The sequence below is a fragment of the Brevibacillus humidisoli genome (genome assembly GCF_020923435.1).
GTDB lineage: Bacteria > Bacillota > Bacilli > Brevibacillales > Brevibacillaceae > Brevibacillus_E > Brevibacillus_E humidisoli.
In genome coordinates, this window is record NZ_CP087263.1 from 3,930,819 (window position 1) to 3,947,750 (window position 16,932).

17 protein-coding genes are annotated in these 16,932 nt (G+C 53.0%); all 17 read right to left on the reverse strand.

All coding sequences use genetic code 11. The annotated features are described in order from the left end of the window. Positions 1-73: 73 nt before the first annotated feature. Positions 74-1,078 carry a stage II sporulation protein D gene (spoIID, locus tag LOK74_RS19215; protein ID WP_230043604.1) on the reverse strand — a complete coding sequence of 335 codons (1,005 nt, stop codon included), beginning with the start codon at positions 1,076-1,078 and terminating at the stop codon, positions 74-76. A 108-nt stretch (positions 1,079-1,186) separates the two neighbouring features. After that, positions 1,187-2,362 carry an aminotransferase gene (locus tag LOK74_RS19220; protein WP_230043605.1) on the reverse strand — a complete coding sequence of 392 codons (1,176 nt, stop codon included), beginning with the start codon at positions 2,360-2,362 and terminating at the stop codon, positions 1,187-1,189. After that, complete coding sequence (locus LOK74_RS19225) at positions 2,359-2,859, reverse strand: Lrp/AsnC family transcriptional regulator (RefSeq protein ID WP_230043606.1); 501 nt, start codon at positions 2,857-2,859, stop codon at positions 2,359-2,361. The genes LOK74_RS19220 and LOK74_RS19225 overlap by 4 nt, the downstream gene beginning before the upstream one ends. A gap of 306 nt (positions 2,860-3,165) precedes the next feature. Next, a complete protein-coding gene (gene murA / locus LOK74_RS19230) occupies positions 3,166-4,512 on the reverse strand; it encodes a UDP-N-acetylglucosamine 1-carboxyvinyltransferase (RefSeq protein ID WP_230043607.1) in 1,347 nt (448 codons plus the stop codon). A gap of 18 nt (positions 4,513-4,530) precedes the next feature. Beyond that, positions 4,531-5,289: a YwmB family TATA-box binding protein gene (locus LOK74_RS19235; protein ID WP_230043608.1), complete on the reverse strand. Its 759-nt coding sequence runs from the start codon at positions 5,287-5,289 to the stop codon at positions 4,531-4,533. A gap of 87 nt (positions 5,290-5,376) precedes the next feature. Beyond that, complete coding sequence (locus LOK74_RS19240) at positions 5,377-5,613, reverse strand: DUF1146 family protein (protein ID WP_230043609.1); 237 nt, start codon at positions 5,611-5,613, stop codon at positions 5,377-5,379. 257 nt (positions 5,614-5,870) lie between these two features. Then, positions 5,871-7,409: an NADH-quinone oxidoreductase subunit NuoN gene (gene nuoN / locus LOK74_RS19245; RefSeq protein ID WP_230043610.1), complete on the reverse strand. Its 1,539-nt coding sequence runs from the start codon at positions 7,407-7,409 to the stop codon at positions 5,871-5,873. 3 nt (positions 7,410-7,412) lie between these two features. Next, positions 7,413-8,969 (reverse strand): complex I subunit 4 family protein, encoded by a 1,557-nt coding sequence (locus LOK74_RS19250; protein ID WP_230043611.1) that lies wholly within the window; start codon positions 8,967-8,969, stop codon positions 7,413-7,415. Then, a complete protein-coding gene (gene nuoL / locus LOK74_RS19255) occupies positions 8,959-10,872 on the reverse strand; it encodes an NADH-quinone oxidoreductase subunit L (RefSeq protein WP_230043612.1) in 1,914 nt (637 codons plus the stop codon). The genes LOK74_RS19250 and nuoL overlap by 11 nt, the downstream gene beginning before the upstream one ends. Positions 10,873-10,937: 65 nt before the next feature. Continuing rightward, a complete protein-coding gene (gene nuoK / locus LOK74_RS19260; protein ID WP_230043613.1) occupies positions 10,938-11,255 on the reverse strand; it encodes an NADH-quinone oxidoreductase subunit NuoK in 318 nt (105 codons plus the stop codon). Then, the gene (locus LOK74_RS19265) at positions 11,252-11,764 is read right to left on the reverse strand and encodes an NADH-quinone oxidoreductase subunit J (RefSeq protein WP_230047063.1); all 513 of its coding nucleotides are present in this window, start codon (positions 11,762-11,764) and stop codon (positions 11,252-11,254) included. The genes nuoK and LOK74_RS19265 overlap by 4 nt, the downstream gene beginning before the upstream one ends. A gap of 8 nt (positions 11,765-11,772) precedes the next feature. Continuing rightward, positions 11,773-12,186, reverse strand: a complete 414-nt coding sequence (gene nuoI / locus LOK74_RS19270) for an NADH-quinone oxidoreductase subunit NuoI (RefSeq protein WP_230043614.1) — start codon at positions 12,184-12,186, stop codon at positions 11,773-11,775. Positions 12,187-12,238: 52 nt separating this feature from the next. Beyond that, positions 12,239-13,249, reverse strand: coding sequence for an NADH-quinone oxidoreductase subunit NuoH (nuoH, locus tag LOK74_RS19275; RefSeq protein ID WP_420908690.1), 1,011 nt, complete (start codon positions 13,247-13,249; stop codon positions 12,239-12,241). Continuing rightward, positions 13,246-14,394 carry an NADH-quinone oxidoreductase subunit D gene (locus LOK74_RS19280; RefSeq protein WP_230047064.1) on the reverse strand — a complete coding sequence of 383 codons (1,149 nt, stop codon included), beginning with the start codon at positions 14,392-14,394 and terminating at the stop codon, positions 13,246-13,248. Before LOK74_RS19280 ends, nuoH begins: the two co-directional genes overlap by 4 nt. A 9-nt stretch (positions 14,395-14,403) precedes the next feature. Then, a complete protein-coding gene (locus LOK74_RS19285) occupies positions 14,404-15,924 on the reverse strand; it encodes an NADH-quinone oxidoreductase subunit C (protein ID WP_230043616.1) in 1,521 nt (506 codons plus the stop codon). After that, complete coding sequence (locus tag LOK74_RS19290) at positions 15,921-16,439, reverse strand: NuoB/complex I 20 kDa subunit family protein (RefSeq protein WP_230043617.1); 519 nt, start codon at positions 16,437-16,439, stop codon at positions 15,921-15,923. The genes LOK74_RS19285 and LOK74_RS19290 overlap by 4 nt, the downstream gene beginning before the upstream one ends. Then, positions 16,430-16,801 (reverse strand): NADH-quinone oxidoreductase subunit A, encoded by a 372-nt coding sequence (locus tag LOK74_RS19295; RefSeq protein WP_230043618.1) that lies wholly within the window; start codon positions 16,799-16,801, stop codon positions 16,430-16,432. Before LOK74_RS19295 ends, LOK74_RS19290 begins: the two co-directional genes overlap by 10 nt. Positions 16,802-16,932 lie beyond the last annotated feature (131 nt).

The following is a 16,932-nucleotide window of genomic DNA, read 5'->3' on the forward strand; positions in this document are numbered from 1 at the left end:
CAGATTTTTACCGCTTAAACCTGAGAACGGGTGAAAAAAAGAAATTTTTTCATTACTCCACGAAATGCAAATCCTAGATCTTGATGACCTGCTGGTAGTTCTGCACGTCTACCCCTTGGTAAAAATACTTCACGATCTGCTCCGCGCTTTTGCCGGACTTGGCCATTCCATTGGCGCCCCACTGGCTCATCCCGACGCCGTGACCATATCCTTTGGTTGTAATCACGACCCGCCCCGAGGAGAGCTGCATGGTAAACGCCGTCGAATTGAGGCCCAGCTTCTCCCGCACTTCCCGGCCGCTGTAAACCTTGCTGCCAATCCGAACACGTCCAATGCGATTGCCAGTGGTCCGCTCCAGCACCGTATACCAATTGCCCGCTGAGGAAGCTGTCAGATCCAGGCGAGTGCCTAACTTCTGCTCCAACTCCGCTACATCCATCACGACTTGTTCCCGAAAACGGGGAGACTCCTGATCCCAGGGACTGGCTACACTTTGCAGATACGGAATCGAATGCTGCCAGTAATCTTCTGCATCTTCGGTAAAACCATTGCTTGTTGAAAAAAAGGTGGCATCAATCGGTTTTCCCTGGTAGGTGAGAATCATGCCTCTCGTCTCACTTACCGCCTGACTGATCTTCTGGCTCTTCCATTCATGATCGCTGCCCCACCGGATTTTCTGCTGCTGTTCATCCAGATAGACCTGATGTTTCACCGTATCCAGCACGTGCGCTCCTTCCGGCACGTCATCAAACCGTCCAGCAGCCAGTCTCCGTATAATGTAGGTACGTGCTGCCATAGCTTGAGCTTTTAGCGCTTCCAGTTCAAACTCAGCCGGCATCTCGGCAGCCACCACCCCTTCCAGGTAACGGTCGAGGGGGACTGTCTCCACTCGCTGCTGCTCAGTCCTGTAGACGTGGATCTGCAGCGAAGAAGCAGATGGCTGGTCGGGGTCTTCCTCTGGTTTGGGTGAAGGCAGCGGGTCGGAGGCAGAATCTGCTAGATAGTAGACGAGCACAGCCGGCATGAAAACTACGAGAGCAGGTAGAAGAACGAGTAGAGTGAGTGCGATTCGCTTCATAAAAACATCCTCCCCAACGATACTGGACGACCCGACATTATAGTCTATGTCCTCGTTGGGGAAGATAGAACGAAAGAGATTACGAGAGTCGTGTTTGCAGGTTATACCCTAGAGTCGTGACAGAAAACGGTCTATCCGCTCAAGTGCCCTCTCCAACTGCTCCAGCGATGTGGCGTAGGAGCATCGGATATGTCCCTGGCCACTCTGACCAAATACATCCCCCGGAACGACGGCTACCTTTTCTTCCATCAGCAGTCGCTCGGCAAACTCCTCTGCGCTGAGCCCGGTTGATGCAATGGAAGGAAAAGCGTAAAACGCCCCCTCCGGTTCGTGACAGGCGAGACCGATATCAGAAAAAGAGCGAACGATGTAGTTGCGCCGCTGTCGATAACTCTCAACCATCCGCTCTACATCATCGCGTCCGCGGCGAAGTGCCTCAACCGCCGCCATCTGCGCCATAATCGGCGCACACAACATGGTATATTGATGGATTTTCAACATCCCTGCCGTCAGATCAGGCGGGGCACAGACGTATCCCAGCCGCCATCCGGTCATAGCAAACGCTTTGGAAAAACCGGAAATCAGGATCGTCCGCTCCTTCATTCGCGGCAGGGCGGCAAAACTGTCGTGCAGGTGGTCGTATGTCAGTTCTGCGTAGATTTCGTCTGAGAGGACCAGCAGGTCGTGACGCTCGATCACGGCCGCCAGCTTTTCCCACTCCTGCCTGTTCATCGTACTGCCGGTCGGGTTGTTGGGATAACAAAAAATGATCGCTTTTGTCCGTGGTGTAATGCAGCGTTCCATCTCCTCCGGAGTCAGCTTGAAGTTGTTTCGTGCCGATGTCTGTAAAAAGACAGGCACTCCTCCCGCCAGCCGGATGATCGGCTCGTAGGAGACGTAGCAAGGTTCCACCACCAGAACTTCATCACCCGGATCGAGGACCGCGCGCAAGGCGATGTCAATTGCCTCACTTGCCCCAATCGTGACGATGATCTCCTCTTCCGCACGATACGAGACAGAGAATCTCTCTTCCAGGTAGTGTTGAATCTCCCGACGCAACTCCAACGTACCGGCGTTGGACGTGTACGCCGTATAGCCTCGTTCCAGGGCCGAAATGCACGCTTCACGAACGCGCCAGGGAGTGACGAAATCCGGTTCCCCGACCCCCAGCGATATGACGCCTTCCATCGAGGAAGCCAGATCGAAAAAACGGCGAATGCCTGACGGACGGATCGCGCTGACTGTCTCTGACAAGCGGCTTCGCGTGGATACCTGCTCACTCATGGGCTAACCACCATCCTGCGGTCGTCATCCCGCTCTTCCAGCACAATGCCATCATGTTTGTACCGTTTCAAGATAAAATGGGTGGCAGTTGAGATGACAGAGTCGAGCGTCGCCAGTTTCTGTGAGACAAAACTGGACACCTCCCGCATCGTCTTGCCCTCCAGTACGACAGACAAATCATAGCCGGCACCAGACATCAGATAGACGGCCTTTACTTCAGGAAAACGGCAGATACGTTCTGCCACCTCGTCAAATCCGACTTCCCGCTTCGGAGTCACTTTCACGTCTATCATCGCAGTCACATAGGGATTGTCGTCGATTCGTTCCCAGTTGACCAGTGCCGGAAATTTGACAATCACTTTTTCGTCGACCAAAGCCTGAATCTCTTGTTCCACCTCATCTGCTGTCGTTCCCAGCAGTTTGGCCAACTGCGAGCTGTTCAGACGGCTGTCCTCTTCCAACAGCCGCAGCAGTTCTGTCCGCTGTTGCTTGTTCATGATTCCACTCCAACCCTTCTTTGGTTTGAATCTTTTGACAAATCATCTTTCAGACTATAGTCAAAGAGCTACTCTCCTTCTTTACGTTGTCTACAGCCTGAATCTGTCTTTTTTTTGCGTGATCGCATTTCCATAATAATAGCACAGAGGGAGCACAGCACAAGGTACTGGAAATAGAAAAAAAGATTTGAACAAAAAAACAGCTGTTCTCCGTATTTGCCGGAGAACATGCTGTCTGGGTCTTTCTAACATGTCTGGCTGAATGATGGCCTGCTGTGCCCGGTAGAAGCAGCACATGGCGTACATTTATGCCAGATTGACAGAGAGATTGACCTGGCCGGTCTGTTTCGCTTTCGGCTGCATATCGGTTTCATCTGCCGCAGATGTGCTTTCTTGTTCCTTTACCCGCTTTACATCCGCACCCAAAGCCTGCAGCTTTTCGGCGAAGTTGACATAGCCCCGGTCCAGATGCTCTAGACCGATCACTTCCGTCTCTCCTTCGGCAATCAAGCCTGCCAGCACCAGCGCGGCACCCGCCCGCAGGTCGGTTGCGCACACTCTGCAACCGGTCAGTTGAGCGCCTCCTTCGACAATCGCACTTCGTCCTTCGATCTTGATATTGGCGCTCATGCGGCGGAACTCTTCGACATGCATAAAACGATTTTCAAAAACGGTCTCGGTGACAATGCTTGTCCCCTCTGATGCAAGCAGCAAAGCCATGATTTGCGACTGCATATCCGTAGGGAAACCAGGATACGGCAAAGTCTTCACGTCAACAGCCCGCAAGGATTCTGTACGCTTCACGCGTACACCGTTTTCCTGCTCGTCAACCTCTACACCCATCTCCCGCAACTTGGCGGTGATCGGCTTCAAGTGATCGCAAATCACACCTTCTACAAAGACATCTCCACCTGAAATAGCTGCAGCGACCATAAACGTGCCCGCCTCGATCCGATCGGGAATGACCGCATGGGTGCAGCCGTGCAGCCGATCTACTCCCTCAATGCGGATTGAGCCTGTCCCGGCGCCGCGGATCTTGGCTCCCATACCATTGAGAAAGTTGGCCAGATCCACGATCTCCGGTTCTTCCGCCGCATTTTCAATCACCGTAGTACCTTCGGCAATGGCTGCCGCCATCATGATATTTTCTGTAGCGCCGACACTAGCCACATCGAGATAGATCTTGGCGCCTTTCAGTCGACCGTCTGCAACCGCCTCGATAAAACCTTGTCCAATCTCGATTTTGGCCCCCATCGCTTCAAAGCCTTTGAGATGCTGGTCGATCGGCCTCGTCCCGATTGCACAACCGCCTGGCAGGGCGATTCGCGCCTTGCCCCGCCGAGCAAGCAGCGGTCCCATCACCAGAAACGAAGCTCGCATCTTGCGAACCAACTCATATGGGGCTTCACAACCATCCAGGTTGGCAGCATTGATCGTCAACATCTCGTCTTCATATGTAATCGATATCTGGAGCGTTTTCAAAAGCTCGCAGATCGTATATACGTCATCTAATGCCGGTACATCATGGATGACACATGTCCCCTCTTCCGCCAGAATTGAGGCTGCAATAATCGGGAGGACGGCGTTTTTTGCACCGGACACTTTTACCTTACCCGCTAATGCCTTACCACCGCGGACAATAATTTTTTCCAATGAAATCCCTCCGGGTGCTTAGTATTCCGCTGTTATGATCGGTGTCCCTGCGGTGATTCGCGTTATCTCACCCATTGTATCGGTATGGGTAGCTACTTGCAGATTCATCTTGTGTTGACCCGTCTTGATCCAGTGCTGCCACTGTCCGGCATAAGCGGACAAACTCAGTACTGTCTCATCGTGCAGACGCTCAACTGGTTGCGCACGGAGATATTGTAAAACGGCGAAAACTTTACCTTCCTGTTGATCATCACTCAGTGTATCACTGTATATTCCGCGAACACAAGTGCTAAAATGCGGAATTGCCGATTTTTCGGCTAATCTCTCCGTCACCTGCTGATACAGCTGTTCCAGATCCTTGAGAGCGGAACGCTCACCTGTCATTTTGACGACTAAATAGGTACGAAATCCGGAATTCTGCGGTACACCGACGAATCGTACATGGAGCTTCGCTTCACCAAAAACACCCAGCGTTTGCATGATATATGTTCCCTTGTCCTGTTGAGGATCCTGTGGAACCGAAAGCCCGAGAAGGCTGTTCCACTCATTGGCTTTTGCCCTTAGGTACTCTGCATCAGGCAGATGGTCACCATCAATGGTAGCGCGCAACTCGACCTCGCTCACCTGTGCACCGGATGCTTCTACCGCCTCGAGCAGGGCTGCAGCGCTATCCCAGGAACTAGACGGCTGATCGTCCGCTGACAGTACCGGCAGACCAACAGCGACCAGCAATAATACCGCTAGGAGCAGGCTCCCCCGCCATGTATGCTTCTCCATCTTCTCTCTCCCCGTTTCTTCTTCTTTACAACTATTCTTAACGGGAAAATGGAGATACATACCAGTGCCGACCAATCCATTCGCTATTTACTGAAAGAGATTTTGCAGCAGCAGGGAATGACCTAGGTACTCCATAAAAAACTGAGCCACGCCGTGTCCGATAAAGATGGACAACAGGACTTGCAGCAGCTTGGCTTGGGCCCCGTCCGGTTTCTTGACGAACAAATCAAACCGAAACGCTTGCAAGGCCCACCAGCTAATGGCAATAAAGATAATTGTCAGGACAATATACAAAAGCGCGGATATGCCGACGGAGTTTACCATTTGATTACCTCCAATTCGTTTACTTCAAACCCTTTTTTCCGTTTTCAGATCTTCTCTTACTCTGAACGGGTAAAGAACTCGGACTGACGAAAAACGGCGACTGGTAAGCGATCACCACCAAGCATGGCCGCCGCCTTACCGCTTCCTATCGTTTCTCGCCCGTCGCAGTGCTTTACTCCTGCCGGATGCGCCGACGGAGGAAGAAAAAAGAGAGGGAGATGGTATGCAGCCCCTCTCTTTTGGTCCAACCGTCATCCTTATTTGCTGGGAACCAACATATTGCCGAAGTCAAACCCTGAGTTGAAGTTGGCATGGATAAAATCGATAGCTGTGCCAGGCATAATGCCAAACAGCACCGTCAACACAGCGGTAATGGTTACGACAGTTGCAACACCAGCCGGAAAGACCACCCGTGTCTCCTCACGCCCAGGTCGCATATACATCTGCCGGATGATCCCAAAGTAATAGTAGTACGAAACAACACTAGTGGCAATCATCACTGCAGACAGCCAATAGTTCTCATGCCAGATCGCACTCCAGAAGATGTAAAACTTGCCGAAAAAGCCGGCTGTTACAGGGATCCCGGCCAGCGACAGCAGGAAGATGCTCATCGCAATGGCGGCAAACGGCGAACGATGATACAAACCAGCGAACGCTTTGAGATCCTCCGTCTGCTGCTCACGTGTCACGACCATGATCACGGCAAATGCGCCAAAGGCCATCAGCAGATAAGCGAACAGGTAAAAGAGCGCCTGTTCAAAGAAGAGCGAGGTGAGCGTGACGAACGGTACGAGCAGATATCCTGCCTGGGCCACACCGGAATAGGCCATCATCCGCTTGACGTTTGTCTGCCGTAATGCCATGGTATTGCCGATAATCATCGATAAAGCGGCGATAATGGACAGATAGAAGCTGAGATCTTCCATAAAGACCCGTCCGCCTTCTGGTGCTTTTTCCGGATTGTACAGGCCGATAAAAGCGATCAGCAGCAGCCGAAAGACGAGGGCAAATCCCGCCGCCTTGGAGACGGTCGTCAAAAACGCGGTTACCGGTGTCGGAGCCCCTTGATACACATCGGGAGCCCACATGTGATTGGGCACAGTGGAGATTTTAAAACTGAGCCCGACGACCAGGCAGGCAAACGCGAGCAGGACAAGAAACCCAAACCCGGCAACATAAGCCTCATTGAGCCGCTGGGTGATCTGGTACAGGTTGGTCGTCCCAGTCAGCCCGTATACGTATGACATCCCGAACAAAGTAAAGGCTGTTGCAATGGATCCCGATACGACGTATTTAAAGGCAGCCTCATTGGACTGCAGCCTTTTTTTGCGCAAACCAACCAAGACGTAGGAGGAGAGCGACAACAGCTCCAAGCCGATAAACAGGGTGAGCAGGTCGGCCGAGGAGGCCATCACCATCGCACCGAGCAATCCGGTCAGCAGCAGGTAATAGTACTCTCCGCTGTGCTGTACTTCCCCCGTCTTCATATAGGAGAGGGAGAGCAGCAGAGTAAACGCCACCCCACCGAGAAACAGCAGCTTAAAGGCGTTGCCGAAATCGTCGACGCGCAGCATGTCGGCCATATATGAGAATGGTTCGTCCAGTGCCTGCATGTTGGAGACGACAAATCCCCCTGCCACCACGACACCTGCCAAGGCCAGCCAGCCGAGGATCGCCCGATTGGCCCGCTTGCCCATAAACAAGTCGATTAGAGAAAGCAGCGTTGCAAAGCCCAAAATGATGAACTCGGGTAGAAGGTAGCTCCAATCGTAAGAAAAGATATCTTTTACTTCCATCGCTTACCCTCCTATTCCCGTTACGATTGGTACAATGGTTTTCAGCGTTTCTTGCAGTGGATCGCTCAGCACAGCCGGATAAATCCCGAGCAGGATGATAAAACCGAGCAGGACGATCATCGGGATCACTTCGATAGGCTGCGCATCGGCCAAGCTCAGGAACCGATCCGGTGTGGGGCCAAACGTGGTGCGGAGAATGGCCCGCAGCAGGTAAGCTGCTGTCAAGATGATGCCCAGTGCCCCAATGGTCCCGATCACCGGCATGGTACCAAACAGTCCGAGGAAGGCAAGGAACTCACTAATGAAGCCGGACATCCCCGGCAGTCCCAGGGAGGCCATCGCTGCGGCCAGCAAGATCCCGCTGACAAACGGCATCGATCTGGCCAGTCCCCCCAATTCATCGATCTGCGATGTCTCTACGCGCTCCCAGATCACGCCAATCAGGAAAAACAGCAGCGCTGAGATAAAACCGTGGGAGATCGTCTGAAAGACAGCACCCTGGAAGCCAATCGTATTCATCGCAGCAAAGCCGAGCAGGACAATCCCCATGTGGCTGATACTGGAGTATGCCATCACCATCTTCAGATCTTTTTGCACAAACGCCAATACGGCACCGTACAAAATATTGATCACCCCAAGGATGGCCATCCAGGTAGCGAAGAAGTAGGCTTGCTCAGGGAAAAACCCGATCCCTAGACGAATCAATCCGTAGGCGCCCATCTTCAGCAGGATGCCGGAGTGGATCATCACGATCGGCACGGGAGCCTGTACGTGAACCCTCAGCATCCAGGTATGGAACGGAAAGATCGGCAGCTTGATACCGAAGGCAATGAACAAAGCGAGAAACAGAGCGGCCAAAAGACCAGGCTTAACCTGCTCCATCATCGCCAGAAAATCGGGCGAGGTCAGGATCTGTCTCAACTCTGTCATGTTCATCGTAGGGTCGGCATTCAACTGCGGTGCCGTCCAAAAGATGGCGATAAAGGCTATCAACATGATCGCCGAGCCGATACCATTGTAGATCAGAAACTTGTTCGCTGCCCGCTCCCGTTCAGAGTAGCCCCAGATCCCGATCAGGAAATACGCCGGGATCAAGGTCAATTCGAAGAAGATGAAGAACAGAAGCAGGTTTTGTGTCGCAAACACGCCAAACATCCCGATCAAGAGCAGGTGAAAGAGGATGAAGTACTCTTTCAGACGACGCTTGATCTGCCACGATGCAATGGCCGCCAGCGTTCCGACGATCGCTGTCAGCACGATCAACGGCATGGAAATCCCATCTACTCCCATGTCGTAGTTGATCGGGAAGGTAAACAAATCACCGCCCGCTCCTACTCCGATCGGAACGGCGATCCAGGGCAGATGCTCGACAAACTGCATCTGCGATTGCTGATAGTCAAAGTTGGCAAATAACATCAGCGACAGGATCAGCGGCAGCAGCGTACCGATGATGCCGATCTGTTTGATGATCCCGCCATGTTGCTTGGGGACGAACGCCAGGATCAGAATTGCCAAGAGCGGTGAAAAGGTAATCAGGCTAAGCAACATACTATTGTCCATTCGGGATACCTCCTAGCACCGTGAACCCAGCGACCAACAGGACCAATCCGAGCAGAACGACAAAGCCGTACGTTTGTACCTGGCCGTTTTGGATACGCGCATGCAAGATACCGATACCATTGGTGATGTTGGCCACAAGTGCCACCAAGCCGTCCACGATGTAACGGTCAATCAGGTTGAGCAGAATGCCCAGCCATTTGAGCGGTCGGACAAACACAGCGTGATAAATTTCATCAATGTAGTACTTCCGGTACGAGAGTTGATACAGCCATGGCAGCGGACGGGAGATGATGTCGGACGATACGGTCCGTTTCACGTACATCAGATAGGCCAACAGGATTCCCAGAACAGATACCAGAATCGCAACCACCTGTACCCAGATCGCCGCGTGGCCTTCCTCTGTACCGAACGACTTGCTCAGGTATTCTCCGATGCTGCCGGATACCAGCCAGTCCTGAAGGATCGGTGCAAACGGCGTATTGACGAATCCCGCAACGACGGCGAGCACAGCTAGAATCAAAAGCGGCACCGTCATCACCGCCGGGGATTCATGAGCTCCGTCAGCTCCACCGCGTCGCTCGCCGGTAAAGGTCAGGAAGTAAAGCCGGAACATGTAAAAAGCGGTGAAAAAGGCAGCAATCAGTCCCAGCCATAATAGATCGAAGCGGTGTGCACTGTAGGCAGCGCCCAGGATGGCTTCCTTGGAGAAAAATCCGGAAAGCGGCGGGATTCCCGCAATCGCCAGGCAGCCGATCAGGAACACACCTGCGGTGATCGGCATTTTTTTGCGCAGACCACCCATTTCAAACACGTCCTGGGTATGTACGGCATGAATCACACTGCCTGCCGCTAAAAACAACAGCGCCTTAAAAAAGGCGTGGGTCATTAAATGGAACGTACCGGCGACATAACCAACCGCCCCAGCAACTCCCAAAGCCATCATCATATAACCCAGCTGACTGACCGTTGAGTAGGCCAGAACACGCTTGATGTCACGTTGTGTCAAGCCAATCGAAGCAGCGAAGATGGCGGTGAATCCACCTACATAGGCAACCACGTTCAGTGCGGTCGGCGAAGCGATAAACAGCGGATACGTGGCCGCAACCAGATACACCCCGGCCGCTACCATCGTCGCGGCGTGGATCAACGCGGATACCGGTGTGGGACCTTCCATCGCGTCGGGCAGCCAGGTATGCAGCGGAAACTGACCTGACTTACCTATCGCTCCGATAAAGATCAGAATCGCAGCCAAGGTAATCATCCACGGCTCCAGTCTGCCGGCTGATACCGCATTGAAGATTTCGGAGTAGTCAAAGCTTCCGGTCCACCAGAACAGCAAGATGATTCCGATAAACAGGCCTACATCGCCAATCCGTGTGACGATAAATGCCTTTTTGGCAGCCGCTTTTGCTTCTGGTTTGAAGTAGTAGTAGCCTACCAGTAAAAATGAACAGACCCCGACCAACTCCCAGAAAATGTACACCTGCAGCAGATTGGGAGAAATCACAAGGCCGAGCATTGAAAAAGTAAACAATGACAGATACTGATAAAAGACCGGATAGCGCTCGTCTCCGTGCATATAGCCGCGGGAGTAGATTTGGACGAGCAGGCTGACCAGCGTTACAATCACCAGCATCATCGCGTTCAACTGGTTTACCTCAAAACCCATCTCGACGACAGACTGGCCGATCTGCAGCCATTCCACCGGTAGTTTGTAGTCGATCGCCCCTTCTTGAAAACGTGCCCACAAGGTCATGACGGATAGCACGAACGAAATCGCTACCGCAACGATCCCCAGATAAGCCGCAGCTTCTTTCAACTGTCGGCCGAACGAGACGATCAGCGTGAAAGCAAATAGCGGAAAAAGAGGAATCAGCCAGGCGTATTGCATGATCGTATCCATAATTCACCTATCCTTTTCCCTGTTTTGGAGGCTGGATAAAGAAGCAAGCATCTTTCCCATCCTCTTTAGCGCTTCATCGTGTCCATCTCGTCCACGTTCACCGTGTCACGGTTGCGGTACAGCGAGATCAAAATGGCGATGCCCACTGCTACTTCAGCGGCCGCTACAGTCATCGTAAACAGGGTAAAGATCTGCCCTGTAATCGACGCGTACAGTCCGTACTTGGCAAAAGCGACCAGATTAATGTTCACAGCATTTAGCATCAATTCTATGGACAGCAGCACGACAATCGCATTTCGTTTCGTCAGTGCCCCGTACAGCCCAATACTGAAGAGGATGAGAGCAATCAGCAGGTAGAGCGGAAGGGATACTTCAAAGATCATTCGTTCTCACCCTCCTTTTTGGCCAGGATAATCGCACCGACTAATGCGACCAGCAGCAAGACCGAGGTCAACTCAAACGGGATGACAAACTTGGTGAAGATCTCCGTACCCAGCTGCGTAGCGTTGTCGACCTGTGCAGCGGTCGAACGGTCCGGCGCCGGAACCCACGGCGTATTCTGAATGCCCCAAAAGATGATGACGAAGAAAACAGCCACGATGAGAAAGCTAAGCCAGCCTTTGTTTGCTTTGGATACCCCTTCATCCATCGCATCGTGTCTAGTCAGCATGATCCCGAACAGCATGAGAATCGAGATCGCACCGGAGTATACGAGCACCTGCGAGATAGCCACAAACTCCGCTTCCAGCAGGACAAACAGACCGGCGATGCTTAAAAAGGTAACACCGAGCGAGATGACCATATGTACCACACGGGTGAAGCTGATCATAAAGACAGCTCCCCCGATCGTCAGCAAGGAAAGGACGGCAAATGCGAGAAACGTTCCGCTCACCTGCATCGCTAGTTTTCCTCCCTGACGTTGGTATTGTTATCGTCTAGCCACTTCAGATTTTTGTACAGCTCATCCCGACTGTAGGAGGCCAGTTCGAAGTTGTTGGTCATCACAATCGCTTCTGTCGGACAAACCTCCGTACAGAGGTCGCAAAGAATGCAAATTTCAAAGTTAATATCGTAGGTGTCGATGATCTTACCCTTCTTTTCCGGATCGGGGTGCGGTTTGCCCGTCAGCTGAATGCATTGGGTCGGACAAATACGCGCACATTGATTACAGACAATACATTTTTCCGGAGAAAAGTGTTGGATACCACGAAACCTGGGTGGCATCGGATAAGGAACGTCGGGATAGGAGTGTGTCACCTTTTTTTCCGACAGTTTCTTTAGCGTATATCCCAGTCCTTTGGCAAATCCTAACATGATTGTTCACCCCTTATCGTTTACTGGGACAAGCAGCTTTTCCGAGTTCTGTTTACATCATACCAGACTGGTAGGAGACAAACAGCGCGGTCAGCATGATGTTAATTAACGCAAGCGGGAGCAATCCTTTCCAGGCGAAGCTCATCAACTGGTCGGCCCGCAGGCGCGGCATGGTCGCGCGCAGCCAGAACTGGAAAAATACATAGAGCGAAAACTTCAAGATAAACCAGATAACTGGCGGTATGAAGTCAAGTGCCGGATGGATCGGAAGCCATCCACCGAGGAACAGGATCGTAACCAACGTCCCCATCCCAAACATGTAGACGTATTCCGCCAGCATGAACATCGCGAAGCGGAAACCGGAGTACTCGACGTGATAACCGGCGACCAACTCCGACTCTGCTTCCGGCAGGTCAAACGGGGTCCGGTTCAGCTCGGCTTGGGCTGCGATGATAAACACGACAAACCCGAGAAATTGCGGCACAATGTTCCACACATCCTGCTGAGCCAGCACGATCTCTTTCAGATTGAGACTTCCCGTCATCAGGACAATGCCAACTACCGACATAACCAGCGGCACTTCGTAACTGATCATCTGCGCCGCCGAACGCAGTCCCCCGATCAAAGAGTACTTGTTGTTGGAGGCCCAGCCGGCCGTTATCACACCAAGTACAGTAATCCCGGAGAGCGCGATGTAGTACAGGATACCAATCCCGAGATCAGCAAAATGCAATGTATCCGTAAATGGCATCACTGCCAGCACGGCAAAAGCAGGGGCGTAAGCAAGCACTGGCGCCAGCGCAAACAATGCCTTGTCGGCGTGTTTGGGACGAGTGTCTTCCTTGAGCAGCAGCTTGGCTACGTCTGCCACGGTCTGCAAAAGCCCTAGCGGTCCAACCCGGTTAGGCCCAATCCGCAGCTGCATCCAGCCGATCACCTTGCGCTCAAAATAGATCGCGTAAGTGACGAAACCAAGTACGACGAGCAGCAAAGCCACTGCCGCAACGGCAAACAGCAATATGTTCTGCAATCCAGGTGTTTGTTGCAGCAACTGTTCCATCACGCGTCCACCTCCCCAAGTACAATATCAATACTGCCGAGAATCGCTACCATGTTCGCGATGTTTTCTCCTTTCAGCAGTGTCGGGAGGATTTGCAGGTTGTTAAAAGACGGACGACGGAACTTGAGCCGCCATGGTTTGTCTTTTCCCTGGCTGGCAATGTAGACACCGATCTCTCCGCGCGGCGATTCAATTCGCACAAATGTCTCCCCTGCAGGCGGACGAATCACGCGCGGTACTTTCCCCATAACCTCGCCTTCTGACGGGAACTGTTCCACCGCCTGCTCCAAAATACGCAGGGACTGTTCGATTTCCGCCATGCGCAGGTGGTAGCGGGAGAGACAGTCACCCTCCGTCGCCACCGGCACGTCAAAGTCAAACCGGTCGTAAATGCAGTAGGGTTCATCTTTGCGAAGGTCCCACTTGATGCCGGTACTGCGCAGCATCACACCGGATAGGGAGTAGTCAAGTGCCATCTTGGCATCAAAAGTCCCGATGCCCCGCAAACGACTGATAAAAATTTCGTTGCCGGTGACCAGATTGTGATAACTGGGCAATTGCTTTTTCATATACTGAATGAACTCTTTTACCTTGTCGATCCAGCCAGGCGGAGCATCCCATTTGACACCTCCTACGCGCATGTAATTAAACGTCATCCGTGCGCCGCACAGTTCGTTAAACAAGTCTAGAATCATCTCGCGGTCGCGGAAGGCATAAAGAAACGGACTCATCGCTCCGATGTCCAAGAGGTAAGTCCCCCACCAGACGAGGTGGCTTGCCACACGGTTCAACTCCATCGCAATCAGCCGCAGGTACTGGGCTCGCTCCGGTATTTCCAATCCCATCATCGTCTCTACCGCATGACACAACACATAATTGTTGGTCATGGCCGACACGTAATCGAGGCGATCGGTATACGGAATGATTTGCGTGTAGTTGAGATCCTCAGCCAGTTTTTCCGTTCCGCGATGCAGGTAGCCGATCACTGGGATTGCTTCGGTAATCGTCTCCCCATCTATTTTTACGACTAAACGAAACACGCCATGCGTACTCGGATGCTGCGGCCCTACATTTAGCAGCATCTCTTCGGTACGAATGCCGGTGTCGGGCGAAATCGCAGTGGAAAGCGTCGTCGGTTCGGTTCGCATATTCACCCGTCACACCTCCTCGTCATACTGCTCGTAATCCTTACGCAGGGGGTGACCGACCCAATCATCAGGAAGCAGAATTCGACGCAAATCGTTATGACCCGGGAAATAAATGCCGAGTAAGTCGAATGTCTCCCGTTCGTTCCAGTTGGCCCCCGACCAAACATCTGATACAGAAGGGATTGTCGGATTCTCTCGGTCCGTAGTTACTTTGACTGCCAAACTCTGTCGGTTGTTGTAGGAGTAAAAGTGATAGTATACTTCCATCCGATCCTCATAATCGACACCGTGCAGATTGGACAGATAGTCAAATGCCAACTGTTCATCTTCTTTCAAAAAGCGGGCCACATCCTGCCACTGATCATTTTTTACAACAATCGTCGGCACTTCCTTGGCCAATTCATTGATGTAAGCGTCCTCTATCGCATCTGAACCAAACTGTTCCGTAATCCGTTTGATATATTTGTCGAGGAAGGGTTGATTCTTAGATGGAGGTTTAGGCGCTTCTTCTTCCGCAGACGCTCCCTGCACGGCTTTCGCTTTTGCCGCAGCTGCAGCTGCCGCTTTTGCCTTGGCCGCGGCGGCTGCCTTTGCTTTCGCGTCTGCATCGCCTTCGGCTCCGCCGCTCTCGCCTGCTTCCCGGGCTTGCTTCGCTTTCGCTGCTGCCGCTTTTGCCTTGGCCGCGGCGGCTGCCTTTGCTTTCGCGTCTGCATCGCCTTCGGCTCCGCCGCTCTCGCCTGCTTCCCGGACTTGCTTCGCTTTCGCTGCTGCCGCCGCGGCGGCTGCTGCTTTTGCCTTAGCCGCGGCGGCTGCCTTTGCTTTCGCGTCTGCATCGCCTTCGGCTCCGCTGCTCTCGCCTGCTTCCCGGGCTTGCTTCGCTTTCGCTGCTGCCGCCGCGGCGGCTGCTGCTTTTGCCTTAGCCGCGGCGGCTGCCTTTGCTTTCGCGTCTGCATCGCCTTCGGCTCCGCCGCTCTCGCCTGCTTCCCGGGCTTGCTTCGCTTTCGCTGCTGCCGCTGCTGCGGCTGCTGCTTTTGCCTTGGCCGCGGCGGCTGCCTTTGCTTTCGCGTCTGCATCGCCTTCGGCTCCGCCGCTCTCGCCTGCTTCCCGGGCTTGCTTCGCTTTCGCTGCTGCCGCTGCTGCGGCTGCTGCTTTTGCCTTGGCCGCGGCGGCTGCCTTTGCTTTCGCGTCTGCATCGCCTTCGGCTCCGCCGCTCTCGCCTGCTTCCCGGGCTTGCTTCGCTTTCGCTGCTGCCGCTGCTGCGGCTGCTGCTTTTGCCTTGGCCGCGGCGGCTGCCTTTGCTTTCGCGTCTGCGTCACTAGTAACTCCGCTGCCTTCGCCCGCTTCATTCTGGGCTTGCTTCGTTTCCGTAGACTGTTCACTCTCGCTGGAAACTGATTGATTAGCAGTTGAACCTGCTTCGGCTAGCTGCTCTTGTTCGCGCTGTTTGCGCAGCGCTTCCGCCTTTGCCTTGGCTTCGGCCGCTGCCTTTGCCTTTTCTTCAGGCGTAGGTTTACGCTTATCTTCACTCATTGACTGGTCACCTTCCTCCCAGTCTTCGCTTCATACCGAATCTTCTCTTGCAGTTTGTTAATTCCGTAAATTAGTGCGGCTGGATTTGGCGGACACCCCGGAATGTAGACATCTACCGGCACCACCTGATCCACCCCTTTGACCACACTGTACGATCTGATGTACGGGCCGCCCGCAGTGGCACAGGAGCCCATCGCAATCACCCACTTCGGCTCAGGCATCTGATCGTACAAACGGCGAAGCAGGGGAGCCATTTTTTTCGTTACCGTACCGGCGACAATCATCACATCTGACTGCCGGGGGGAAGCACGAAAAATAACGCCAAACCGGTCCAAGTCATAGTTGGCGCCTCCACTCCCCATCATTTCGATCGCACAACAGGCCAGGCCAAATGTCAGAGGCCATAGCGAGTTGCTGCGCACCCATCCTTTGAGGGTCTCCATCGTTGTAAACAGTACGTTGCGATCCAGTTCCTCCTGCAGCTCAGGCGCAATGTTCTTGAGGTCTAGTTCCATTCCAGCACCTTCTTTCTCCAGGCATAGATCAGCCCGATTACCAGCAGGACGACAAAGATGACCATCTCAACCAGAGCAAATAATCCAAGTTGATTGTAGGCCGCTGCCCACGGATAGAGAAACAGTGTCTCAACGTCAAAAATAACGAACAACAGAGCAAAGATGTAATACTTCACATTGAAGCGGACCCAGCTCTCGCCAACCGGAATGTTTCCGCTTTCATAGGTGGTCTGCTTTTCAGGGGTTGGATTTTTGGGCCGTAAAAGCGGTCCGATGAAGCTAACGGTAACCACTGGAAGCAGTACGCCGAGGATCAAAAAAATAGAAACGATTACATAGTTATTCGCATACTCTGCACTCATCAGCCTTTCCCCCTCCGTTGTACAGTGAGGCTCAAGAAAATGCCCCCACCATTATAGCAAATCGGGTCTTCTACTGTCTAATGAAAGCGGCAGACCTTTTCTTGTTCCGATCAGCTTTCACAGGCACAGAA

Excerpts from the sequence above, each read along its gene's own strand:
- nuoI (WP_230043614.1), bottom strand. The coding sequence starts at position 12,186 with ATGTTAGGATTTGCCAAAGGACTGGGATATACGCTAAAGAAACTGTCG.
- LOK74_RS19295 (WP_230043618.1), bottom strand. The coding sequence starts at position 16,801 with ATGAGTGCAGAGTATGCGAATAACTATGTAATCGTTTCTATTTTTTTG.
- nuoL (WP_230043612.1), bottom strand. The coding sequence starts at position 10,872 with ATGGATACGATCATGCAATACGCCTGGCTGATTCCTCTTTTTCCGCTA.
- LOK74_RS19220 (WP_230043605.1), bottom strand. The coding sequence starts at position 2,362 with ATGAGTGAGCAGGTATCCACGCGAAGCCGCTTGTCAGAGACAGTCAGC.
- LOK74_RS19290 (WP_230043617.1), bottom strand. The coding sequence starts at position 16,439 with ATGGAACTAGACCTCAAGAACATTGCGCCTGAGCTGCAGGAGGAACTG.
- spoIID (WP_230043604.1), bottom strand. The coding sequence starts at position 1,078 with ATGAAGCGAATCGCACTCACTCTACTCGTTCTTCTACCTGCTCTCGTA.
- LOK74_RS19225 (WP_230043606.1), bottom strand. The coding sequence starts at position 2,859 with ATGAACAAGCAACAGCGGACAGAACTGCTGCGGCTGTTGGAAGAGGAC.
- LOK74_RS19285 (WP_230043616.1), bottom strand. The coding sequence starts at position 15,924 with ATGAGTGAAGATAAGCGTAAACCTACGCCTGAAGAAAAGGCAAAGGCA.
- LOK74_RS19250 (WP_230043611.1), bottom strand. The coding sequence starts at position 8,969 with ATGGACAATAGTATGTTGCTTAGCCTGATTACCTTTTCACCGCTCTTG.
- LOK74_RS19240 (WP_230043609.1), bottom strand. The coding sequence starts at position 5,613 with ATGGTAAACTCCGTCGGCATATCCGCGCTTTTGTATATTGTCCTGACA.
- nuoK (WP_230043613.1), bottom strand. The coding sequence starts at position 11,255 with ATGATCTTTGAAGTATCCCTTCCGCTCTACCTGCTGATTGCTCTCATC.
- nuoN (WP_230043610.1), bottom strand. The coding sequence starts at position 7,409 with ATGGAAGTAAAAGATATCTTTTCTTACGATTGGAGCTACCTTCTACCC.
- LOK74_RS19235 (WP_230043608.1), bottom strand. The coding sequence starts at position 5,289 with ATGGAGAAGCATACATGGCGGGGGAGCCTGCTCCTAGCGGTATTATTG.
- LOK74_RS19280 (WP_230047064.1), bottom strand. The coding sequence starts at position 14,394 with ATGCGAACCGAACCGACGACGCTTTCCACTGCGATTTCGCCCGACACC.